The sequence below is a fragment of the Leucobacter musarum subsp. musarum genome (assembly GCF_001273845.1).
In the GTDB taxonomy this organism is placed as follows: domain Bacteria; phylum Actinomycetota; class Actinomycetes; order Actinomycetales; family Microbacteriaceae; genus Leucobacter; species Leucobacter musarum.
Genome location: NZ_JHBW01000069.1, coordinates 25,472 through 49,207 on the forward strand (window position 1 = coordinate 25,472; position 23,736 = coordinate 49,207).

The 23,736-nt window shown below is 67.0% G+C and carries 21 protein-coding genes and 1 other RNA gene; 1 reads left to right on the plus strand and 21 read right to left on the minus strand.

Translation table 11 applies throughout. The features are described 5' to 3' along the window. Positions 1–12 precede the first annotated feature (12 nt). From CH42_RS06865 to CH42_RS06935, 16 genes are all read right to left on the minus strand, one after another. The gene (locus CH42_RS06865; RefSeq protein WP_053352482.1) at positions 13–489 is read right to left on the minus strand and encodes an Lrp/AsnC family transcriptional regulator; all 477 of its coding nucleotides are present in this window, start codon (positions 487–489) and stop codon (positions 13–15) included. A 125-nt stretch (positions 490–614) separates the two neighbouring features. Continuing rightward, entirely contained in the window at positions 615–1,340 is a 726-nt protein-coding gene (locus CH42_RS06870) for a 3-keto-5-aminohexanoate cleavage protein (protein ID WP_053352483.1), read from the minus strand. A 93-nt stretch (positions 1,341–1,433) separates the two neighbouring features. Next, positions 1,434–2,120: an RraA family protein gene (locus CH42_RS06875; protein ID WP_053352484.1), complete on the minus strand. Its 687-nt coding sequence runs from the start codon at positions 2,118–2,120 to the stop codon at positions 1,434–1,436. Between the two features lie 11 nt (positions 2,121–2,131). Beyond that, on the minus strand, positions 2,132–2,932 hold the full coding sequence (locus CH42_RS06880; RefSeq protein ID WP_053352485.1) for a nitrilase-related carbon-nitrogen hydrolase: 801 nt from the start codon (positions 2,930–2,932) through the stop codon (positions 2,132–2,134). Between the two features lie 31 nt (positions 2,933–2,963). After that, complete coding sequence (locus CH42_RS06885) at positions 2,964–4,055, minus strand: ABC transporter ATP-binding protein (RefSeq protein ID WP_053352486.1); 1,092 nt, start codon at positions 4,053–4,055, stop codon at positions 2,964–2,966. Between the two features lie 38 nt (positions 4,056–4,093). Further along, positions 4,094–5,152, minus strand: coding sequence for an ABC transporter substrate-binding protein (locus CH42_RS06890; protein ID WP_053352487.1), 1,059 nt, complete (start codon positions 5,150–5,152; stop codon positions 4,094–4,096). Positions 5,153–5,208: 56 nt separating this feature from the next. After that, positions 5,209–5,991: an ABC transporter permease gene (locus CH42_RS06895; protein ID WP_053352488.1), complete on the minus strand. Its 783-nt coding sequence runs from the start codon at positions 5,989–5,991 to the stop codon at positions 5,209–5,211. A 4-nt stretch (positions 5,992–5,995) separates the two neighbouring features. Further along, entirely contained in the window at positions 5,996–6,883 is an 888-nt protein-coding gene (locus CH42_RS06900) for an ABC transporter permease (RefSeq protein WP_239683976.1), read from the minus strand. A gap of 273 nt (positions 6,884–7,156) precedes the next feature. Further along, complete coding sequence (locus CH42_RS06905; protein WP_053352490.1) at positions 7,157–8,647, minus strand: phytoene desaturase family protein; 1,491 nt, start codon at positions 8,645–8,647, stop codon at positions 7,157–7,159. 41 nt (positions 8,648–8,688) lie between these two features. Next, positions 8,689–8,785: signal recognition particle sRNA small type (ffs, locus tag CH42_RS15960), an RNA gene on the minus strand. Between the two features lie 5 nt (positions 8,786–8,790). Further along, on the minus strand, positions 8,791–9,639 hold the full coding sequence (locus tag CH42_RS06910; RefSeq protein ID WP_156322495.1) for a hypothetical protein: 849 nt from the start codon (positions 9,637–9,639) through the stop codon (positions 8,791–8,793). A gap of 50 nt (positions 9,640–9,689) precedes the next feature. Continuing rightward, complete coding sequence (locus CH42_RS06915; protein WP_053352492.1) at positions 9,690–11,810, minus strand: ABC transporter ATP-binding protein; 2,121 nt, start codon at positions 11,808–11,810, stop codon at positions 9,690–9,692. After that, positions 11,810–13,546, minus strand: coding sequence for an ABC transporter ATP-binding protein (locus CH42_RS06920; protein ID WP_053352493.1), 1,737 nt, complete (start codon positions 13,544–13,546; stop codon positions 11,810–11,812). The genes CH42_RS06915 and CH42_RS06920 overlap by 1 nt, the downstream gene beginning before the upstream one ends. Positions 13,547–13,931: 385 nt before the next feature. Further along, on the minus strand, positions 13,932–14,312 hold the full coding sequence (gene rplL / locus CH42_RS06925; protein WP_053352494.1) for a 50S ribosomal protein L7/L12: 381 nt from the start codon (positions 14,310–14,312) through the stop codon (positions 13,932–13,934). 77 nt (positions 14,313–14,389) lie between these two features. After that, positions 14,390–14,899, minus strand: a complete 510-nt coding sequence (gene rplJ / locus CH42_RS06930) for a 50S ribosomal protein L10 (protein WP_053352495.1) — start codon at positions 14,897–14,899, stop codon at positions 14,390–14,392. A gap of 441 nt (positions 14,900–15,340) precedes the next feature. After that, positions 15,341–16,063 (minus strand): response regulator transcription factor, encoded by a 723-nt coding sequence (locus CH42_RS06935; RefSeq protein WP_053352496.1) that lies wholly within the window; start codon positions 16,061–16,063, stop codon positions 15,341–15,343. A gap of 379 nt (positions 16,064–16,442) precedes the next feature. Here CH42_RS06935 and CH42_RS06940 point away from each other — a divergent pair, with 379 nt between their 5' ends. Further along, positions 16,443–16,964, plus strand: a complete 522-nt coding sequence (locus CH42_RS06940) for a YqaJ viral recombinase family protein (RefSeq protein WP_082305538.1) — start codon at positions 16,443–16,445, stop codon at positions 16,962–16,964. Between the two features lie 17 nt (positions 16,965–16,981). Here CH42_RS06940 and CH42_RS06945 read toward each other — a convergent pair whose 3' ends face one another. The 5 genes from CH42_RS06945 to CH42_RS06965 form a co-directional block, all read right to left on the minus strand. After that, the gene (locus tag CH42_RS06945) at positions 16,982–17,593 is read right to left on the minus strand and encodes a PH domain-containing protein (protein WP_075205283.1); all 612 of its coding nucleotides are present in this window, start codon (positions 17,591–17,593) and stop codon (positions 16,982–16,984) included. A 129-nt stretch (positions 17,594–17,722) separates the two neighbouring features. Next, the gene (locus CH42_RS06950; RefSeq protein WP_053352497.1) at positions 17,723–19,486 is read right to left on the minus strand and encodes an SPFH domain-containing protein; all 1,764 of its coding nucleotides are present in this window, start codon (positions 19,484–19,486) and stop codon (positions 17,723–17,725) included. Continuing rightward, entirely contained in the window at positions 19,486–20,064 is a 579-nt protein-coding gene (locus CH42_RS06955; RefSeq protein WP_053352498.1) for an NfeD family protein, read from the minus strand. Before CH42_RS06955 ends, CH42_RS06950 begins: the two co-directional genes overlap by 1 nt. Positions 20,065–20,149: 85 nt before the next feature. Further along, positions 20,150–22,708, minus strand: a complete 2,559-nt coding sequence (locus CH42_RS06960) for an ABC transporter ATP-binding protein/permease (protein ID WP_053352499.1) — start codon at positions 22,706–22,708, stop codon at positions 20,150–20,152. After that, positions 22,705–23,694, minus strand: coding sequence for an ABC transporter permease (locus tag CH42_RS06965; protein ID WP_239683977.1), 990 nt, complete (start codon positions 23,692–23,694; stop codon positions 22,705–22,707). The genes CH42_RS06960 and CH42_RS06965 overlap by 4 nt, the downstream gene beginning before the upstream one ends. Positions 23,695–23,736 lie beyond the last annotated feature (42 nt).

The window sequence follows — 23,736 nt, forward strand, 5'->3', positions numbered from 1 at the left end:
TCCACGAACCGCTCAGCCGTTCGGATCGCTGATGCTTTGCCCGGCGGTGCCACGCAGGCCTTCCCAGGTGTAATCTTTCGCCAGCGAGGTCACGATGATCGGCTGGATTGAGGCGACCCCCGGGTGCCGGCGAATCTCGTCCATCAAGTCGATGAGTCGCGGTTGGTCGCGACACGTCGCCTCGAGGTAGATGTCGTGCGAGCCGGCGACCAGCGCGATGTGATTGATCTGGTTGATGCCCGACAGGCTGTCGGCGACCGAACGCGGGGTCAGATTGCGGACGCGCAGGAGCAGACGCACGACCTGATGCCCGAGCAGCAGCGCGTTGCAGAGCGCCACGATCGTGATGACGTCATCGTCCTCGAGCTTCGCGAGGCGCGTGCGCACCGTGGACTGCGCGATCCCGAGCTCCTCGGAGAGCGATGCGAACGAGCGTCGCCCGTCGCGTGCAAGCAGCTCGATCAGTCGCCGATCCAGATCATCTACCACGCGCGCACCTCCGGGTTCCTCTTCGAGGGTAGCGCGCCACCCCCTCCGCACACGGCGAACGTCCCGAGAAGCATTCCCGGGACGTTCGTCTGGAGCGACGGATCGCTCGAGCACGCGAAGACGCGTCAGGCCGCTTCGAGGGCCCGCACCGCGCGCACCAACTCGGCATTGTCGACGGGTGCCGATCCGTCAGGCAGCGTCACGCCGTCTTCGAACCCGATGCGGGTCTCGCACCCGTCGGCGATCGCCGCTTCCACGACGGGCCAGACCGTCTCGTCGTACCCGTGATAGAGAATCGGTGCGGTGACGCCGGCCTCGCGCAGCACCGCCGAGATCTCGCGGCACTGGGCCACTGCGAGCTCCGGGTCTTCGGTCTCGGGCTCGATCAGCACGCGAACGTTGCGGTGCAGCGTCGACGAAGCGAGCAGCGCGGGCACGTCATCCATCGACCACACGGCTGACTCGAGAATCATGCCGCGCTCGAGCACGAGTTCGGCGGCCTCGGCCGCGCCCTCCTCGCAGAACGCCACAGAAGCGAAATCGGGCAGCGCGTCTGCCGGCCAGGCCGCAACGTGCGCCATGCGCTCAGCGTGGGAATCGACGGTCCAGAGCCCAGTCGTCGTGCCGATGACGAGCTCGGGGCGTGCGGCGCGCACCGCGCGCACCCACTCGCCGATGGCATCGGGGTGGATGGTCTGCCCGCCCTCGGCCGTGATGACGTGCGCGTGCACGACGTCGGCACCGGCGTCGACAGCGGCAATCGATGCCGCGACGATCTCTGCGGTGGTCTGGGGCACCGCGGGGTGCTCGGTGCGGGGTCGCCCGCCGTTGATCGCTGCTTTCAGGAGCATGGAAGAAGTGCCTTTCGTTGAGATTTTGGGCGCGCTCGACCACGCCGGCGTAGGATCGCCGACGAGGCCGAGTGCGGTGTGCGGGCCCGGGGGCTACTGCGGGGTGTCGCTCGCGAGCAGTGCGGCGGCGGTCGCGCTCGCACCGGTCAGATCACCGAGGCGCTTGCCCGCGCGCAGGTCGTCGACGAGCTCGGGCTCCTCCGCGTCGTCGGCGAGCGCGATGTCCACGATGCGTTCGAGGGTGTCGAGCGGTACCACGAGCACGCCGTTGGCGTCGGCAAGCACCACGTCGCCGGGGTGCACCACGGCGCCTCCGCAGGTGACGGGCAGGTTGACGCCGCCGGCGTCGATCCCGTGCAACTTGGTCGTGAGCATGCTCGTGCCCCGCGCATGCACCGCGAGCCCCAGCTCGGCGATCTCGTCAGTATCGGTGACGACACCATCGACGACGGCGCCCGCCGCGCCGCGCACCACGAGCTGCGCGGCGACGACCTCGCCGAGCGGCGCGTGGCGAACGTCGCCACCGGTGTCGAGGACGAGCACGTGCCCGGGCTCGACCAGACCTGCCGCGTGGTGCAGCGCAGTCGAGTCGGTTGCGGTGGTGCGCACCGTGAACGCGGTGCCGATGGTGCGGGAGCCGGAATCGACGATGCGGCGCACCGCGGGCTCGACAAAGCCCTCCTCAAGGTAGTGGCCGAGCGTCGGGAAGCTCAGACGTTCGAGCTTCTCGCGCAGCTCTGCGCTCAGTACGGGGGGCACCTGACCGGTCTGGAAGAACATGGATTCTCTCTCTAGCTGATGGCGTATTCGAGGACAATGCGACGGTTGTCGAGCGCGGGGAGCATCTGACGGGCGCGCGCGAGGCGCACCGCGTCGATGTCGGCGATGAGTAGCGACTCGTCATGGGCATTGGATTCGGCGACGACGACGCCGAGGGGATCGATCACCCGGCTGAGCCCCACGGAATCGTCGCCGACCGTTCCGGCCGCGAGGAACCAGCTCACATTCTCAATTGCGCGTGCCCGGGTGAGCACCGACCAGTGCTGTTCCTTGCCCTTGCCCGAGACCCAGGCCGCCGACAACGAGATGATGTCGACACCGCGATCGGCGAAGCTTCGGAAGAGTTCGGGAAAACGCACGTCGTAACAGTTCGCGATGCCCACGCGCAGCCCGTCGACCTCGATGATCGGCGGCAACAGCGACCCGCGGGTCACGTACGCGCTTTCCTGATAGGCGAAGGCGTCGTAAGTGTGCACCTTGTGGTAGCGGGCGAGCTCGGTCCCTTCGGGGCTCACCGCGAGGATCGTGTTGTAGGGCAGCGCCGACCCGTTCGGCTCATAGCCCCCCGCGATCACCGTAATGCCGTGCTCGCGGGCGAGGTCAGCCAACAGGGCCTCGAATTTCGGCCAGATCTCGCTGAGGAGTTCGGGGAAACGGGGCTTGATCACGTCATCCGCGAGCAACATCGCCTCTTCGGGAAAAACCACGAGCCGGGCGCCGGCTGCGGCGGCCTGCGCGGTGTAGGTCGAGATGGTCTCGAAGTTGACGGCGGGGTCGATGCCCGGTGAGGTCTGCGCGACGGCGACTTTCATGTGCGGTTCCTTGTCTCGCGACGAGCGGTGTTCAGCGGATGACGATCCGGGCATCCTGCGGACGCCAGGAAATACGGAGGGTCTCACCGGTGGTGAGGCCGGGGAGGTCGCGCTCACGGGCGAGGCTCGGAATCGAGACTTTGACGACGTGGTCGCCCACGCGCAGATGCGCCTGCCACTCCTCGCCCAGGAAGGTGAGGGTCTCGAGCACTCCGCTGATGCCGTCGCCGTCACGGCGCACCTCGACGCGCTCGGGGCGCAGGAGGAGGGTGCCGGCGCGCTCGCTCGGCACCTCGTCCGCCAGCACGCCCGACACGGCGCCGACACCGGGCACCTCCACCGAGGCCACGGCACCCGCGGCACCCGCCGGAACCGTGACGTCGATGAGGTTGCAACTGCCGATGAATCCCGCGACGAAGCGGGTCTCGGGCTCGTTGTAGATCGCTTCGGGCGGGGCCACCTGCTGCACCACGCCCTCCGACATCACGGCGATGCGATCCGACATCGTCAGCGCTTCCTCCTGATCATGCGTCACGTAGATGAACGTGATGCCGATCTCGCGCTGCATGCGCTTGAGCTCGAACTGCATCTCCTTGCGCAACTGCTGATCCAGTGCTCCCAGCGGTTCGTCGAGCAGCACGACCTTCGGGCCGGAGACGACGGCGCGGGCGAGAGCGACGCGCTGGCGCTGGCCGCCCGAGAGCTGGTCGGGCTTGCGGTCGCCGAGATGCGCAAGCTTCACGAGCTCGAGCGCCTCCTGCGCGCGGCGGTTGGCTTCCTCCTTGGGCGTGCGACGCACGCGCAACTCGAACACCACGTTGTCGAACACCGTGAGGTGCGGAAACAGCGCGTAACTCTGGAAGAGCATGTTCAGGTCGCGATTGCGCGTCGGCACGCCCGTGACGTCGGCACCGTCGAGCAGCACCCGACCGTCGGTCGGCGTCTCGAAGCCCGTGATCATGCGCATGAGCGTCGTCTTGCCGCATCCTGAGGGGCCGAGGATCGAGAAGAACTCGTTGTCCCCGATCGACAGGTCAAGCGGGTGCACCGCGAGGTTGCCGTTGAAGCTCTTCGTGAGCCGCCGGATCTCGACGGCGGGATGGACTGCGGTGTGGTCGTTCATGCTCGTGATCTCGCTTGTCGTTCGTGTCGGACCGGGGGTCAGGAAGCCTTCACCCGCGTCCAGCCGTCCTGGTAGAACGACATGGCGGATCCGGGATCGACGATGAAGTCGGCGTTCGCGACCTGCTCGTCTGAGGCGTACACGGCCGCGTTGGAGAGCAAGCCCTGATCATCGACGTGCTCCTGCGCATCGGCGTTGGCGCTCGCGAGACCGCCGTCGTTCGTCGCCATGGCCGCGATGTCGGGGCGGAGCAGGAAGTTGATGAAGGCGTACGCGGCGTCGCTGTGCGGAGCACCCTTGGCGATCGACAGGCCGTCGACCCACAGGCTGCCGCCCTCCTCGGGAAGCACGTAGTGCACATCGTCGTTCTCGGCGACGATCTTCGCGGTGCTCGTGCCACCCCACGCCTCGGAGATGCACACGTCGCCGTTCGCGACCAGCTCGCCGTAGTTCGTCGAGTTGTATCCGGCGAGCAGCGGCTTCTGCGCGATGAGCGAATCCGTCGCCTCGCCGATCTCAGCCTCGTCGGTGCTGTCCGCGTCGAAACCGTTCACCTGCAGACCGGCAATGTAGGACGCCAGCATGTTGTCCAGCATGTTGATCTTGCCCGACCACTTCTTGTCGAACAGCGACTTCCAGCTCGTGATCTCTTCGCCGCCGGTGCAGGTCGAGTTGTAGAGCAGGCCCGTGGTGCCCCAGACCCACGGCACGGAGTAGGCGTTGTCGGGGTCGTAGCTCGGGTTCACGAACTTGTCGGCGATGCCGTCAAAGCCTTCGATCTGGTCGTGGTCGAGGGGCTCCAGCAGCTCCTGGCCGACGAGCTGCTGCACGGCGTACTGACTCGGCTCGACGATGTCGTACCCCGAGTTGCCTGCGGCCAGCTTCGAGATCATCGTCTCGTTGCTGTCGAAGTTGTCGACGTTGACCTTGATACCGGTCTCCTCGGTGAAGGCATCGAACACCGACTGAGGAATCTCGTCGGCCCACGCATAGACGTTGAGCTCGGTGGAGGGGCCGTCATTGCCGGATGCGCTGCAGGAGGTGAGTGCGAGTGCGGCAACAATGCCGACCGCTGCGAGGGTGATCTTCTTCGTCATGGAAGGATCCTTTCGATGTGGGGAACTGCGAATGTGAAGTGGGATCGCGCCAGCGTTCAGCCGCGCGACTCCACGAGGATGCGTCGCATCTGGGTGACGCCGACGGCGAGCACGATGACAAGCGTGAGCAGGATCAGCAGCGCGCCGAGGGCGTTGATGCTGGGGGTCAATCCGGTCTTCAGGCTCGAGTAGATCTTCAGCGGGAGCGTGGTCGACCCCACACCGCTCAAGAACGTCGACATCACGATGTTGCTGAAGGAGGTCGTGAAGCTCAGGAGCCAGGCTGCGACGACCGCGGGCCGAAGGAGCGGAAGATACACACGGGTGAAGGTCTGCCAGGGGTTGCACCCGAGATCGGTGGCGGCTTCGGGCAGGCTCGGGTCGAGCATCGCCGCCGAGCTCATGATGACGAGCGTGGCCAGCGGCAGAGACACGATGAGGTGCCCGAGCACGAGGGTGACGATGCCGAGCGGCAGGTGCGTCGCGCTGAATACACTGAGCAGCGCGACACCGAGCACGATTTCGGGAACGATGAGGGGAAGCGCGATCATACCGATCAGCGCCGTCTTTCCACGGCCCCGGTAGCGCGATATTCCGAGCGAGAACAGGATGCCGATGATCGCGGCGACGGTTGCCGTGATGACCGCGACGATGGCGCTCGTTCGCAGCGTCTGCATCAGCGCCGCGTCCTGGAACAGGTCGATGTACCACTGGAGGGTGAGTCCCTCGAAACGGGTGTTGGTGCCCGCAGCATTGAATGAGTACACGATCACCGCAATGATCGGGATGTAGAGGAAGACGAACACCGCTCGGGCGATGTTGTTCACGAGCCGATCCATGAGATCACGCCCCCTTCGGCTTGCTCGGGCGACGGCGCATCGCGAGTCCGACGAGCGCCATGGAAATCAGCATCAGAACCAGCAGCACCATCGAGACGGCCGCACCCATCGGCTGATTGCGGAACTCGGTGTACAGCGTCACGATCAAGTTGCCGACGAGCGGATCCTTGCCGCCGCCGAGCAGCACCGGGATCACGAATACGCCCATCGTGGGAATGAAGGTGAGCAGTGCGGCGCCCAGGATGCCCGGGCTACTGAGGGGCAGGATCACCCGACGGTGCACGCCCCACCAGCTGCAGCCGAGGTCCGTCGCAGCCTCTTTGAGCGAACCGTCGATCGAACGCATGGAGGCGTAGATCGGGAAGATCGCGGTGGGCAGGAACGAGTAGAGGAGGCCGAGCACCACCGCCACGTTGCTGGGGATCATCGAGAATCCGGCGATCCCGAATATGCCGAGGATGCCGGCGATCGGGCCGCCCGAACTCAGGATCGTGATCCAGGCGAACGTGCGCACGAGGAAGTCCGTCCAGAACGGGATGATGATCAGAAGCAGCAGCAGGCCCTGGCGCCCCTCGGGACGCGACACGATGTAGTACGACGTGAGATACCCGATGATGAGGCAGACGACCGTGTTCAGGAGCCCCAACCCAATGGAGTAAAGCATCGTCTTGGAGTAGACGGGGTCGAACAGCTTGATGTAGTTGTCGAACGTGAACCCGCCGACGATACCGCCGTAGTTGTCAGCGAGCGCGAAGCTGTTTCGCGCCACGATGAAGAGCGGCAGAATGCCGAGCAGCACCACGGTCGCAATTCCGGGCACGAGCAGCAGTAGCGCGCCCCGCTTGGGCCGCTCCTTGCGGCCGGTGTGGATCACCCGTGTCGTCGATGTCACGTCGCTCCTTCGCAATCGCCTCTGGCTGGTGTCTGCATTCATCTTCGCCTTCCCCGATCATCGAGATCGGTGCTCGAGCCGCCGAATCCGTCGCGCTCCGAACCAATACCCACGCACATCGCAGAGGGTCATCGGTGCGCGGGCGAATGCTCCCGGAATCTCCACGGTGCAATCGGCATGCGCGGGCGAAGCGCGACCGAGCCACCCTACCGACGAGAGGTTTCGCGGACGTGTCGTGTACGGGGAAACCCGCGCAGGTTCAGCCGTGCAGGATCAGCCGTGCAGCCCGAGCTCGGGCGCGGGCAGGCCGAATTCGTGGCGCAGCGCCGACTGCGCCGCGTACCAGCCCGACAGACCGTGGACGCCGGGGCCGGGTGGCGCCGATGACGAGGCGAGGTAGATTCCCCGCGACGGGGTGCGCCACGGATCGGTCGAGAGCGTCGGGCGCGCCACGAGCTGCGGCAGCGTGATGGCTCCGGCGCTGAAGTCGCCGCCGTGGTAATTGCGGTTGTAGCGCGACAGCTCTTCGGCGGTGGTGACGCGCACCGCGCGGATGCGATCACGGAACCCGGGGGCGAAGCGCTCGATCTGCGCGATCACCTGCCTCGACACATCGACCGTCGAGCCGCTCGGCACGTGCGTGTAGCTCCAGATCGCGTGCACGCCGGGGGCGTTGCGACTCGGATCGAACTCAGTGGTCTGCGCGAGTAGCACGTAGGGGCGCTCGGGGTGCAGACCGCGTGAGACCTCGCGCTCCGCTGCTGCGACCTCCGGTCGGCTCCCCCCGACATGCACGGTCGGCGCCTGGGCCACCCGCGGGTCGCGCCACGGGATCGGGCCATCGAGCACGAAATCGACCTTGGTGGCGGCATCGCCGTACGAGAACCGACGCAGCGCGCGACGGTACCGCGCGGGCAGCACGGAGCCGGCGATGCGCTCAAGACCGCGGGCCGACGTGTCGAAGAGCTTCACCCGGTGTTTGGCGAGCTCGCGCACGTCGTCGATCGCGTGCGACGTCTCAATGCGTCCGCCGTGTGCGAGCAGGTCGGCCGCGAGTGCATCGGAAATGGCGCGGGATCCCCCCACCGGCACCGGCCACCCCGCCGCGTGGGCGAGCGCGCCGAGCACCACGCCGACGCCCGCCGTCGCAAGGTTCGGCAGCGTGCCGATGCTGTGGGCCGCAACTCCACCGAGGAGCGCCGGGGCAGCGGCCTCGCGGAATCTCAGATTCCAGAGCGGCGTTCCCTGTTCGAGCACGCGCAGCCCGGTGACGAGCGCCGCGAGCGGATCACCCGGCCACCGCAGCATCCCTCCCCCGAGCGAGAAATCGACGACACCGTCGAGGCGTTGCAGCACCGGCCGGAAATAGCGCCCGTAGGCGGTGCCGTCGCGGCCGAGTTCGGCGACCGTGCGCTCGAGGTCGCGGTAGGCGATGGCTGCGCGATCCGGCGCAGCACCGCGCCCCAGTGACGCGGCGGCACCGTCGAGCGGATTCGCATACGACGCCTCGGGAATCACGAACTCCATGCGACGCTCGATCTCGAACGCCCGGAAGAACCCGGTCGCGAGCGCCATGGGGTGAATCGCGGAGCACACATCGTGCAGCACGCCCGGCTCGACGAGTTCGGTCGTGCGCGTGCCGCCGCCGATCGTCTCTGCGGCCTCGTAGACCGTGACCGGCACACCGGCGCGCGCCAGCGTCACCGCTGCGGCAAGCCCGTTGGGCCCCGCTCCGATGACCGCTGCACCGTCGGAAGACTGCATACTGCGATGGTAGCGGCGAAGCGCGCTCCCCCGCTCGGGCATAAAAATACTCCCCACGCACCCGCTAGAGCCCGAGTACCCTTGCTTCGTTTCCGACCTGGGGGAGTTCCTCGAGATAGCGCCACGTGGGGAGCCAGACCAGCCTACCGGACGTTTGCACCCGCTGCGACCACGGCGGCGTCAGCGCACCAACCGTCGAGCCGTACCTGCCCCTCGGTGCGCCCCAGCTCCCAGCGCGCCTCGGGGTGCGCGCAGTACCAGCGCAGCGCGGAGTACAGCGCCGACGTCGGCACCGTGTACCGCTCGGCGGGAATGATCTGCAGGCGATTCGATACCCCGCTCTGCGGGACGAGTTGGATGAGGATCACCGCGACGTGCTCGCGCCGCCCCAACCGAGAGACCTGCGCGCGCACGCTCACCACGTCGTTCCACGCGAACTCCGCGTCTCGCCCCGGCACGCGCACGCTGAGCGTCTCCGGGCCGAACACCACACCGCTCGGCCGCGCCCCGAACCTGCCGTTGCGCACGCTGCGCCAGATCATCAGCCATGCGACCCCGGCCGTCACCAGGCCGAGAGCGCCCATCGCGAGCATGCCGAGAAAGAGACCGCCGTCGCTCGCCGTTGCACTCACGATCGGCACGGCTCCGAACACCTGCAGGCCCGCAAACACCGACATGCTGAGGAAGCCGAGCGCGGCGATCACTGCTGCCGAGACGAACTGCCAGCGGTATGCCCGAGTCGGCGCCACGTGCACCCACGAATCGATCGGCGCGCGCTCAGCGCGGGTCATCACCACGTGGTTCAGCAGGCGGAAGCGCGCACGCGGCGGCGACTGCGGCGCCAAACCAAAGCAGGTGAGCGCCAGCACCCCGCCGAACAACACGGTGAGCACCGCCTGCAGCGTCTCCCCCGCGCGAGCATTCGCTACGCCTACGTACAGCGCCGCGAGGGCGATGAGCGAACCCGACGCAATCGCGCCAGCCCGGCTCAAGCCCCCGCGGCCGCCACGCGGAAACGGGTAGGGTTCGAACCCCGCACTGCTCACGCGGTCGGCGGTGCTTCCGGCTGCCCGCCTGACCCGGCCGCGGCGTCGCCCGTAGCCGCACCGGGCAGGGTCACCGCACCGGTTTCGGCAGGAGCTCCCCCGGCGAAGATCTCTTCGGCGTGCGCCTCCGCATCCTCGCCAGCGAACTGCGCCTGGTACAGGGCGTAATAGGCGCCTCGACGAGCCAGCAACTCCTCGTGCGAGCCCTGCTCAACGATGCGGCCGCTTTCCATCATGAGGATGGTGTCGGCGTCGCGGATCGTCGAGAGGCGGTGCGCAATGACGAACGACGTGCGGTCGGAGCGCAGCGCGCGCATGGCCTGCTGCACGAGCACCTCGGTGCGGGTATCGACCGAGGAGGTCGCCTCATCGAGAATCAGCAGCGACGGGTTCGCGATGAACGCGCGCGCGATCGTCAGCAGCTGCCGCTCGCCTGCGGAGAGCGATGAGCCGTTCTCGCTGATGACCGTGTCGTACCCCTCGGGCAGCTGGCGCACGAAGCGATCGACCATCGTCGCCTCGGCGGCCGCGATCACCTCGTCATCGGTCGCGTCGAGGCGACCGTACCGAATGTTCTCGCGGATCGATCCGTCGAAGAGCCAGGCGTCTTGCAGCACCATGCCGACCTGGCTGCGCAGTTCAGCGCGCGTCAGGTGGGTGATGTCGACGTCGTCGAGCAGAATGCGCCCACCGCTCAGCTCGTAGAACCGCATGACGAGGTTCACGAGCGTCGTCTTGCCGGCGCCCGTCGGCCCGACAATCGCGACCGTGTGCCCGGGGCGAGCTTCGAGCGAGAGGCCCGCGATGAGCGGCTGATCCGGATCGTAACTGAACGACACGTTGTCGAACTCGACGTGGCCGTTCGTGCGCGCGGGGAGCTGCTCCGTGGCCGAATCGGCCTGCTGCTCTTCGGCGTCGAGCAGCTCGAACGTACGCTCGGCCGACGCGACACCCGACTGCAGCATGTTGGCCATGCCCGCCATCTGCCCGATCGGCTGCGAGAACTCGCGCGAGTACTGGATGAACGCGGTGACATCGCCGAGGGTCATCTGGCCAGCGGTAACGCGCAGCGCGCCCGCGACAGCGATGAGCACGTAGCTGAGGTACTGCACGAACTGCATCGCCGGCATGATGGTGCCCGAGAGCGCCTGCGCGCGGTACGACGCGTCGAAGAGTCCCTCGTTGCGGCGGTCGAACTCCTCGACCATTTCGGCGTCGCGGTTGAAGATGCGCACCAGCTCGTGGCCGGTGAACGACTCCTCGATGTGCCCGTTGAGATCGCCCGTGTTCTTCCACTGCGCGACGAACAGCTTCTGCGCACGCGAACCCACCACGCCCGCGATGATGCCCGAAAGCGGCAGTGCGATGAGCGCGATCAGGGCGAGCTGCCACGACACGATGAACATCATCGCGGCGATGCCGATCACGGTGAGCAGCGACTGCACCAGCTGCGACAGCGCCTGCTGCAGCGCCTGCTGAATGTTGTCGACATCATTCGTGACGCGCGACAGCACGTCGCCGCGCTGACGGCCATCGAAGTAGCTCAGCGGCAGACGGTTGATCTTCGCCTCGATATCGGCGCGCAGATCAAAGACCACGTCCATGACGAGCCGGTTCAAGATGAATCCCTGCAGCCACATGAGCACGGAGGCCACGAGGTAGAGGGAGAGCACGATGAGGATCAGCCGACCGAGCAGACCGAAGTCGATCCCTTCACCCGGAACGATCTTCGATCCCGAGAGCACATCGGCAAACTGGTCATTGCCCGAATCGCGGGCCGCCTGCACGGCCTGCTCGAGCGTCACGCCCTGCGGCAGCTGCTTGCCGAGGATGCCGTTGAAGATGACATCCATCGCCTGGCCGAGAATCTTCGGCGCGATGACCGTGAGCACCACGGACGCCACCACGAGCACCACGACGAACGAGAACTGCCACTTGTGCGGCGCCAGCAGGCCGACCAGTCGCTTCGCCGCGGGCCAGAAGTGCTTGGCCTTCTTCGTCGCCTGACCGCCGAACCAGTCGTCGCCGTCGGGCTGGTAGTCATCGGGCAGCTCGAACTCCGCCGTGTCGGTCGAAGCCGCGGCCCCGCGCTTTCCGCGCTGTTTCTCGCGTGCCATTACGCCGCCTCCGCCTCTTCGAGCTGCGACCGCACGATCTCGCGGTACACCTCGCTCGTTTCCAGCAATGTGTCGTGGGTGCCGCGGTCGACGATCTCGCCGTCTTCCACGACCAGAATCTGATCGGCCTCCGTAATCGTGGAGACGCGCTGCGCCACGATGATGGTGGTCGCGCCCGCCGTCGCGCTCGGCAGCGCCGCACGGAGTCGAGCGTCGGTCGCCACATCGAGTGCCGAGAACGAGTCGTCGAACAGGTAGACGCGCGGCTTCGCAACGAGGGCTCGCGCGATCGAGAGTCGCTGGCGCTGGCCGCCCGACACGCTCGTGCCGCCCTGGGAAACGGGCTCGTCGAGTCCTTTCTCCTTCTCGCGCACGAAGTCCTCGCCCTGGGCGACGCGCAGCGCTTCCCACAGTTCCGCTTCGGTGGCGTCGGATCGGCCGAACCGCAGATTCGAACCGATCGTGCCCGAGAACAGGTACGGGCGCTGCGGCACGAGGCTCAACGTCTCCGAGAGCTGCTCGCGCGTGAGCTGCGACACCTCGGCGCCGTCGACGGTGATGGAACCCGACTGCGGGTCGTACAGACGCAGCATGAGGTTGAGCAGCACGGTCTTGCCGGCGCCGGTCGATCCGATGATCGCCGTCGTCTTGCCGGGCTCGGCGACGAAGCTCGCGTCACGGATGACGGGCTTCTCCGCCCCGGGGAACCCGAACGTGACACCCGAGAACTCGACGCGGCCGGCCTGCGGGGTCGGCGCTGAGGCCTGCTCCGGGAACGCCAGCGTCGACTCCGTATCGAGCAGCTCGCGGATACGCTCCGCGCACACCACGGCGCGCGGAATCATCATGGTCATGAAGACGCCCATCATCACGGCCATCAGGATCTGCAGCAGGTACTGCAGGAACGCGGTGAGCGAGCCGACCTCGACGAGCCCCTCGTCGACCCGGTGCCCGCCGAACCACAGCACTGCGGCGGTGGCGAAGTGCAGCACCATCATGATGACGGGGAACATCAGCACGAAGACCTGGCCGACCTTGACCGAGACCTCGGTGATGTTGCGGTTGGCGACCTCGTAGCGGTCGCTCTCGAAGTTCTCGCGCACGAAGGCGCGCACGACGCGAATGCCCATGATCTGCTCGCGCAGCACGCTGTTGATCGCATCAACGCGGGTCTGCATCGTACGGAAGAGCGGCAGCAGGAACCAGACGAGGAAGCTCACGATGACGGCGAGCACCGCGACCGACACCCAGACGAGCCACGACATTCCAGCGTCTTCGCGCAGCGCCATGATGATGCCGCCGATCGCCATGATGGGCGCGGTGACCATGAAGTTCAGGGTCATCAGCACGAGCATCTGGACCTGCTGCACATCGTTCGTGCCGCGCGTGATCAGCGTGCCGGCGCCGAACTTCGTCGCCTCGAGCGTGCTCAGCGAATCGACCTTGCGGTACACCTCTCGCCGCAGATCGCGGCCGATGCCCATCGACGTGCGCGCTCCGAAATACACGGCCGCGATGGCCGTGATGACTTGACCGAGCGACACGATCAGCATCATGCCGCCGGTGCTCCAGATGAACGCGGTGTCGCCCTGGGCGATGCCTTGATCGATGATCTGCGCGTTCAGACTCGGAAGCGCGAGCGCGGCGATGGTCGACAGCAACTGCAACACCAGCACCGCGGCGACGAACGGCCAGTACCGTTTCGCGTGTCGGAGTGTCAGAGCGATGAGGGCCACGAGGATCCTTTCTCCACTTTGCACCGAATTTCCGGGCACGCGGAGCGTGCTCGACGGAACGGCGCAGCCGAAACACAGTACCAAGCGCATTGCAGAAGCGCTAGTATACCGACCCTAACTTCGGTCTGCTGACCCTGGTTCGAGGTCCCGCAGCACCCGCGCACCGCCACATCCCCCTAAGTTCCTGCCGAAAGCACCCCTTCGCTTCGAGTGCACCAGAGAATCACACGCGATCTCGAGCCAAACCGGTGCACTCGGCGAAGTGGGAGCCGAGTCGGGGGCGCCGGGAGGGCGCGGGCGCACCAAAAAAGGAGGGCAGGATCACCTCAGGTGATCCTGCCCTCCCGACAATGCAGCTCAGCGAGTGAGCCTCATCGAAAAAAACTTAGACGAGCTTGACGCCCGCGCCTGCCTCTTCGAGCTTTGCCTTCGCCTCTTCAGCGGCTTCCTTCTTCGCGCCCTCGAGCACGTTCTTGGGAGCCTCCTCGACGAGAGCCTTTGCCTCGCCCAGGCCCAGGCCGGTCAGCTCGCGCACAACCTTGATGACCTGGATCTTCTTGTCGCCAGCCGACTCGAGGACGACGTCGAACTCGTCCTTCTCCTCGACAGCCTCAGCAGCGCCGGCAGCCGGAGCAGCAGCAACTGCGACGGGAGCAGCAGCGGAAACGTCGAAGGTCTCCTCGAACGCCTTGACGAACTCCGAGAGCTCGATGAGGGTGAGCTCCTTGAACTGTGCGAGCAGCTCTTCGGTGGAAAGCTTAGCCATGATGTATCTCCTTGATGTGTGCCCGCACGCGGTGCGTACGAGCGGGTTTTTTCAACCGATCCGGCGTGAGCCGAGTCTTAAGCGTCCTGCTTCTCCTGCAGCGCGCCGAAGCCGCGAGCGGCCTTAGCGGGCAGGGCGGCGAACAGCTGTGCAGCACCGACCAGAGCAGCCTGCATAGCGCCGGCGGCCTTAGCCAACAGCACCTCGCGGCTCTCGAGATCGGCAAGCTTGCCTACCTCAGCGGCGGTCAGGGCGTTGCCATCGAAGTAGCCCGCCTTCACCACCAAAAGAGGGTGTGCCTTGGCGAAGTCACGCAGCGACTTTGCGACCGCAACGGTGTCACCGTGCACGAAGGCGAGAGCCGAAGGACCGGCCAGCTCGTCATCGAATGCGGTGATCCCGGCGTTGTTAGCCGCAATCTTCGTCAGCGTGTTCTTCGCCACAGCGTACGTCGCGTGCTCACGGATGCTGTTGCGGAGTTCCCGCAGTTCAGCAACCGAAAGACCGCGGTACTCAGTCAGCAGAACGGCGCTCGACTCTTCAAACTTCTGCTGAAGATCGGCGACCGTAGCGTCCTTCGTAGCCATGGCGCTCCCTAGCTTGTCGTACCCAAGCGACGGACGTCGCTCGGGGGCCGCGCCGCACAGAGCTTTCAGTCGGGGCTTCCACATGAGAAGCCACCAGAAACCAAAAAAGCTCCGGCGCGCACGCACGGAGCTTCAGAAGTTCAGGATCGGGATCCGTCACTCAAGGAGATCTGCACCTGCGCTGGTCTCCGCTTACGCGGACGTTCTGGATTCCTTGCGGAATCTACCGGCGGTCTTGGGCCGTGGGAAACTCTACCATTCGTCTCTTGGGAACGCAAAGGCGGGCGTGAGGGTCGCGATGTGCATCCAGTACCTGCGGCTTCGCCGCGGGTACTTGCCAGACCCAGCCAGCACATCGCGACCCTCACGCCCGCCTTTGCGGGAACACTCAAGCAGAGTGGGTTCCTTCAACGCTGCGCGCGAGCGCTGCTCGCGCGATGCTCAAGCCACTGGCTTGAGCATGTAGCCCGCGCCACGCACCGTGTGGAGCATCGGGTCGCGACCCGAATCGATCTTCTTGCGCAGGTACGAGATGTAGAGCTCGACGACGGTCGACTTGCCGGTGAAGTCGTACGCCCAGACCCGATCCAGAATCTGCGCCTTCGACAGCACGCGGTTCGGATTGCGCATGAGATAGCGCAGCAGCTCGAACTCGGTGTTCGTCACCGTGATGCTCGCGCCGGCGCGCTCGACCTCGTAGCTGTCTTCGTTGAGCGTGAGATCGCCGACCCGCAGCACCGGATCGGGGTTCTGCGACAGGGTGAGCTGCGAGCGGCGCACGAGCCCACGAAGGCGGGCGATGAGTTCTTCCAAGCTGAACGGCTTGACGACGTAATCGTCACCGCCGGCGGTCAGTCCGTTCACCCGGTCCTCGACTGAGTCGAGCGCGGTCAAGAAGAGCACCGGGAACATCTCCCCCGAGGTGCGAATGCGCGAGAGCAACTGCATGCCGTCAAAATCGGGCAGCATGATGTCGAGTACGGCGACATCGGGGTTGAACGTGCGAATCTTCTCGAACGCGTCTTGCCCAGTGCCGGCTGTCTCGACTTCCCAGCCCTCATAGCGCAGCGCCATCGCGACCAGTTGCGTGATCGATTCTTCATCGTCGACCACGAGCGCGCGGATTTTTCCCCCATCAGCGCGCGTCAGTTGTTGTGCGTCCATTCCTTCGGAATGCTCCTTTCGATCGATAACCCCGCGCACCCGGCGGAACAGGTGACTTTCACGACGCTTCGATTTCGTTTCCCCAGAATCTGCCCCAACTTTTCCGCAGATCACAGCAGATATCTCTCTGAGGAGGGTACTCCCATCGTCTGGGTGTTCGCAGTCTCCAAACCTCTGCGAACAATGCTTTTCTTTTCAGTTTTCTGTGATTCTGCACACCGTCCGATGAATGCGAACGTCGCTCGAACGCCGCTCAACGGGCGCGATCGGCGCGCTGCACGCGCACCTCCGAGACGCGTGCGAGACTGGAGTGGTGTCCACCCTCGCTCCGGCTTATTTGCAACGCATCGTGACCGATGGCACGGATCGCACGGCCTGGATGCGCGCACGCGCACGCGGCATCACCGCAACCGATGTCGCCAAGCTGTCAACGCCGCGCTCCATCGAGGCCGCCGCGCATGAGAAGCTGCACGGCAGCCGATTCTCAGGCAATGCGTTCACCGACCACGGCAAGCGTCGCGAGCCCGAGATCGCGGCTTGGGTGCTGCGCGAGCACGAGATTTCTCCGAGCCAGGCACTCTTCCACGCCGAGCGCGATCTCAGACACCTCGCCACCCCCGACGGCCTCGCCTTCCGCGCGTCGGGCGCGGTCGAGCTGGCCGAGATCAAGACGACGAACAAGGAATGGCGCAGCATTCCGCGCAACTACCTGCGGCAAGTGTGGTGGCAGCAGTACGTGCTCGGCGCCGAGCGCACCCTCATGGTGTGGGAGCGGCACGAGAACTTCGTGCCGGTCGGTGACCCGGAGTGCCGTTGGATTGATCGCGACGACAGCGAGATCGAGCAGCTCGTCACGCTCGCGAGTCGTCTGATCGACGTGCTCATCACGCGCACGACCTGACCTCGACGCGCCTCCCGCTACAAATCGGCGAAGCGGGTCGTCGCGTTGGGCGCAACAGTCAGCACAGCCGGCGGAACAGTCGCGGCAGGCGGTGCGGTGCGGCTCGCGTGCGCGTAGTTGCGCTCGACCAGCTCTTGGATCGCATCAGCCGTTGCGGCGACCGCCGGGACATCGTGCAGCACCGTGCGCTCCGCACCGATGGAGAGGTCGATCTCGCCTGCACCGCACATGCGTTGCAGCAGACCGCGCCGAGTGCGCACTTCTCGCACACGCAGCAGTGCCACTTCTGAGCGCTGGCGTGAAAAAATGCCACGGCGCAGGATCACCCGGCGCGACGTCACGGTCACGCGCTGGGTCAGCCACCCGAGCACCGGCAGTAGCCCGAGCACAACGCCGAGCACGACTGCCGCAATGGCCGCCGTCACGTTCTGCCAGCCCTCGGCGAACGCGCCCACCCAGTAGCCGGCGAGGCCGGCGAGCACGACCATGCAGATCACCGGGAGCAGCAACCGACGACCGTGCCGACGGAAGCGCAGCACGATGACCTCGGGCTGAGCGTAGTCGGTCGGCGCCGGGCCGAGCACCGACTCGACCTCCGAGGTCAACGACTGAGAGCGGCGAGCGGACATGCTCCTATTCTGCACCGCGCCTCATGCAAATCGGGCGGGGAGACACTCGACACATCGTGGCGCACGGAAAACGCCGCAGCCCCGGTCTCCCGAAGGAGCCCGGGGCTGCGGCGTGTCGCATCCGGCGCGCTATTGCGAGCCGGCCCCGAACCCGTTGATCTGGTCGGTGACATTGGCTCCGGTGCGCTGAGCCGCGGCTCCCGCGGCCCGCGCAGCCTCGGTTGCCGCATCGGCTGCGGCGCTGGCGGCGTCAGCCGCCGCCGTTGCCGTGCCCGCTGCCGAACCGGCAAGATCACGAGCGCTGTCGGTCACACCACCGACGGACGAACGATCGGCGGTACCCGAAGTTGCGTGCGAGATTCCGTAGTCACCGGTCTCGGCCGTCGCAACGTCCGCGCGCCCCTCGGTGATGCCACGACGCTCGGACCGCTCCGAGCGCTCGCCGCGCACTGCGTCACGGTCTGAGCGGCGCCCGCGATCGGACTCCTCGCGCGACGCGCGCCCGGCTGCCGCACCCGCGGCTCCGCCCGACACCGCGCCATTCAGCATTCCCGCGAGGTCGATGCCCACCGTGTCTTTCGCCATCTCGAGCAGGCCCTTGATGTTGCCCATCGCTTCGCCGGCCACCTTCGAGGTGCCGTCTGCCGAGACGACGGTCATGTGCTCGATCGCCCCGATGGCGCGGGCGTATTCGGCCGCGATCTCGGGGAGCAGGTGGATGAGCTCCTGCGCGAGCACCGCCTGCGACTGCGTCTCGAGAGCCCGCGCGCGTGCGTCGATCGCGGCGGCCTCGGCCGTGCCCTTCGCCTCGAGCGCTGCGGCTTCGGCGCGACCCTCGGCCTCGACGGCTTCAGCAGCGGCGATACGGGCGATGCGGCTTGCCGCACCCTCGCGCTCAACTGCGGTTGCGCGGCCCTCGGCGGCCGAGATCGACGCTGCGGCCTCTGCCTTCGCAATCTGCTCGACGCGATAGGCGTCTGCCTCGGCCACGGCACGCACGTCGGCGTTCAGCTTCTCGGTGCGCAGCGCGACTTCCTTCTGCGCGGTGATGCGCTGCTGCTCGACGATCGCCTGCTGCTGGATCGCATCTTCCAGGGGTTGCGCGGCCGAGGCCTGCGCAGTCGCCTTATCGGTCTCGACCTGAATCTCGGCCTGGCGCAGCTTGAGCTCGCGGTTGCGGTCGAGCAGCACGCGCTCGGCGGCAATCTTCGCTTCTTGCGATGCCTGATAGGCGTTGGTTTCGGCGATGTCGGCCTGCTGGCGCACCTTGGCGGCCTCGGGGCGACCGATGTTCGAGATGTAGTCGGCGCCGTCGCGGATCTCCTGGATCTGCAGCGTATCGACGACGAGGCCCTGCTTCGTCAGCGCTTCTTCGGCAGCCTCGAGCACGCTCTGCGCGACGACAGCGCGGTCGCGGATGATCTGGAGCACCGTCAGGCCACCGATGATCGAACGGAGCGAACCCGAGAGCACCTCCTGCGTCGACTCGTCGATCTCGTCGGAGTTCGAGAGGAAGCGCTGCGCGGCCGCGCGAATCATTTCTTGAGTGCCGCCGACCTTGACGACGGCGACAGCCTGGGCCTGCATGGTGATGCCGTCGGTCGTCTGCGCCTCGGTCGTGATCGAGAGACGGCGCGAGCGCAGCGAGATCGTGAACGATTTCTGCACGAACGGAACGACGAAGACACCGCCGCCAGTAACGACCTTCTGGCCCGACAGGTCGCGGCTCTTGTTGCCCGCCGCGTCGACCACTTCCTTGCCCTTGCCACCGGTCACGATGATCGCCTCGTCGGGCTTCGCGATTCGGTAGCGCTTGATGATGACAAGGGCGATCAGCACGAGTGCGATCACCGCGCCGAATATGCCGACGATCGCCGGGCTTGCGAGGAACATTACGTCTCCGTTCGGTCTAACGGTTGGGCGTGGTCTTCGGGGAGTACGAGCTCGACGCGCACGGACGTCGAGGTCACAGTCTGGGTGATGCGCACGGCGGAACCGCGCGGGATCGGGGCATCGGCGGTTGCGGAGAGCGAGATGCGCTCACCGTGACGCACGACGGCGACTTCGCCGAGCCCGTTTTCGGGAATCGCGAGCACGACGGCTCCGGTCGAACCGATGAGGTCGTCGCCGCTGACCGCTGTGTTCGATTCGGCGTTTCTGATCGCGCGGGAAAGCCACCAGGCCGCGGCCGCTCCCACAAGGCCGGAGAGCGCGCCGACAATTGTCGCCATCGGGGTCGACATGCCGGCGCCGACCCCGGCGAACGCCGCGAACCCGAAGATAGCAGTGAACGCGGCGATCGTCGTGAGGCTCAGCGGGCCGTCGCCGAAGTCGAACGCGTCGAAGATGCCGTCGAGCAGCAGCGAAATCAGCAGCAGCACGCCGCCCACGATGCCGATGATCAAGAAGATGCCACCGGCGAACAGCGAGCCGTCGAGCAACCGCTCGATCCAGTTCATGATGCCGTCCATGGGCGTCGTCCCTTCGATGAGCTGTTACTGGCAGCGTACCAAGTGCGCACAATGCGGGCGCAAGGGCGAGAGACCGAACGCGGGTTCAGTTGCCGTCGGATTGATTCGGCATCCTCGGCACCGATGAAAGCAACTCGCGCCCGTATGCGGTGCGCGGAGCGGTGAAGAACTCGGCGCCTCCGCGCTCCACGACCTCTCCTGAGCGCATCACGAGCACACGGTCGCAGAGCGCATGCACGACGGCCAGATCGTGCGAGACGAACACGAGCGCCAGCCCGAGTTCGCGTCGCAGATGCTGCAGCAGGTCGACGATGCCGGCCTGCACCGAGACGTCAAGCGCGGAGGTGGGCTCGTCGGCGACGAGCACTCGGGGTTCTGCGGCGAGCGCGCGGGCGATCGCCACCCGCTGCCGCTGCCCGCCCGAGAGCTGGTCGGGGGTTGCCGATGCGAGTGCCGGGTCGAGTCGCACGAGTCTCAGTAGCTCAGCGACGCGGGCGCGCCGCTCCTCCGGGGAGTGCGGGGCCGCCGACTGAGCACGATCGACGGCGCGCAGCACCTCGGCGATGACGCTGCCGACCGGGCGGCGCGGGGTCAACGACGATCCGGGATCCTGCGGCACGAGTTGCACGGCGCGAAGCCCAGTGGCGGATCGCCGAGCGCTCACGCGCACCGCTCCGTCGAGCAGAATGTCGCCGCTCGCAAGCAGCACCTGGCCGACGATGGCTCGGGCGAGCGATGTCTTGCCCGAACCGGATTCTCCGACGATGCCGATCGCATCGCCGGCGGCGAGAGCGAGCGAAGCTCCGTGTACCGCGGTGAACGCGCCGTAGCGTACGACGGCGTCGCGGACTTCGAGCACGGGTGGCGCGGTGCCCTCGGGCGTCGCGGAGGCCTTCGACGTCGAGGCATCGAGGTGCGGTAGGTGCGGCACGGCGTCGACGAGTGCGCGGGTCTCGGCGGCGCGGGGGTGCCGGATCACCGCACGCGTGGCCCCTCGTTCCACGACGGTGCCCTGGGACATGACGATGATCTCGTCGCACATCTGCGAGACCACCGCGAGGTCGTGCGATACGAACACGAGCGTCATGCCGCGGCGGGCGCGCAGTTCTCGCAGCAACAAGAGCACGTCGCACTGCACGGTGACGTCGAGCGCGGTGGTGGGTTCGTCGCAGAGGAGCACCGCCGGATCGCCGGCGAGCGCCAGCGCGATCACGACGCGCTGCCGCTGACCGCCCGAGAGTTCGTGCGGGTACGAGCGAGCGATACGGGATGCGTCGTGGAGGTGCACGTCCGCGAGCAGTGCGCGCACCCGTTCGTGCACGGCAGTTCGCGAGAGGCGCGGCTGGGCCGCGGCGACGGCTTCGCGCAGCAACCCGCCGACGCGGGTGAGCGGGTCGAGCGCGGTCAGCGGATCTTGGAACACCATGCCGATGGCCCCGCCGACACGCACCGGCGATGCGGTGCTCGGCACGGCCGAATCCGCGGAGGTCGCGACGACGCCGCCCGGCAACAGCCCGAGGACGGCCCGCAGCGTCAGGCTCTTGCCGCTGCCCGATTCGCCGACGATGCCGAGTGCCCCGCCCGGTTCGACGGTGAAACCGACCCCGTCGACGAGCACGCGCCCGCTTGTCTGCGTGATGCGGAGGTCACGCACCTGCACGGCACCGCGCGGCGCCTGCGTCTCGGGAGATTTGCGGGGTGCCGTGTGTTCGGCGACACCACCCGTGGTGCCGCGGCCACCGCGGCGCCCGGTGATCCCGCGCCGCTCGGCACTCGCGCGCCCACGACGCACGCCCAGGCCGCTGCGGCGCCCGTCACTCGGCGCACCGGTGACGCGGCGGGCGTCGGCGAGCCCGTCACCGAGCAGCGACAGTGCGATGCCGGTGAGCACCACGGCGAACCCGGGGAAAGCGGCGAGCCACCAGTGCGTGGTGATGAACTGCTGCGCATCCGCGATCATCGTGCCCCAGTCGGGGGTCGGCGGGCGGATGCCGAGGCCGAGATACCCCAGGGTGACGATGGCGACCATGATGAGCGCAATTTCGGTGGCGAGCAGCACGATGGCCTGTGGCAGCACGTTCGGCAGCACGTGCCGCACGAGCACGCGCGCATGAGACAGCCCGCTGCCTCGTGCGCTGCGCACCCATCCTGCGTCGCGCAGCGCGGCCGTCATTGCGCGAAGCACGCGCGCATAGCCGACCCACCCGACCAGCGCGAACGCGACGACAATGCCCCCTGCCCCGGCACCGAGCGCGAACACGAGTGCGATCACGATGACGTAGAACGGGAAGGCGATGACGGTGTCGGTGATGCGTGACGCCACCCAGTCGACGGCACCTCCGAAGTATCCGGAGACGAGGCCGACGGTCACACCGACGACAAAGGGCGCGATCGACGCCAGTACCGCGATGCCGAGATCGGTGCGCGCGGCGAAGAGCATGCGCGAGAGCACGTCGCGCCCGAGTTGGTCGGTGCCGAACCAGTGCTCGGGCGACGGCGGCAGGAGGCCGGCGGTGAGTTGCTGATCCGTCGGCGAGTGGGGAGCGATCACCGGTGCCGCCAGTGCGACCAGCAGCAAGAGTGCGGTGAGTGTCGCCCCTGCGACGAAGGCCGGCGACCGCAGGGCGCGACGCAGCGTCGTCATCGGATCACCTCGACCGCGGACCGGGTCTCAGACGGACTGCCCACGCGCAGGCGCGGATCGACGGCGCTCGCCAGCACCCCAGCCAGTGTCGTCACCAGCACGACGACGATTGCGCAATAGAGCGTCACGCCCTGCACCACCGGGAAGTCGCGGTTGCCGATCGATTGAAAGAGCAGCGAGCCGATGCCGTTGATACCGAAGACCCGCTCGACGACGAGGGTGCCGCCGATGAGATACGCCGTGTTGACGCTCAGCAGCGTGAGCGTCGGCAACGACGCGCTGCGCATGACGTGCCTCCACAGGATGCGCCGCTGCGGAATGCGGGCGGCCCGCAGGGTCGTCACGAAGTCGGCCTCGAGCGTCTCGATCAGCTGCGCCCGCAGCGAGCGGATCAGCGGCGGAGCCACGCCGAGCGCAACTGCGAGTGCGGGCAGAAACAGGCTGCGCAGCGGGTCGCCCGGGCCCGCACCGACACCGCCCACCGGAAACCAGCCCAGGTGCACCGCGAAGACGATGATCAGCAGGAGCCCGATCCAGAACAGGGGCATGCCCAACGCAACCGCGGGCAGGATGCGGATCAGGTGATCCGCCCAGCCGTCTTGACGCAGTGCCGCTACAAGCGCGAGCGGCACCGCGATGACCACGGCGAGGAGCACTGCGAGACCCACGATGCCGAGGCTCACGGGCGCCTTCGCCAGCACGAGTTCACGGGTTGAGACGCCCGAGACCAGCGATGACCCCGTGTCAAGATGGAAGACCACCTGCCCGAGAAAGTCGGTGAACTGACGCCACAGCGGCTGATCGAGACCGAGCTGGCTGCGCAGCGCAGCGAGCGCATCGGGCGTCGCGCGCTCGCCCAGGATCATCGCGGCAGGGTCGCCCGGCACCAGTCGCAGCAGAAAGAACACGGCGATGACGACGCCGAGCATGACCGGCACGACGCGCGCGATCACGCGGCCCGCGGCCCGCAGCGTTCGTCTCAGCACGTGCTCACCCTACTGCGCTCAGCGGGCGGTGGCCGGCGACGA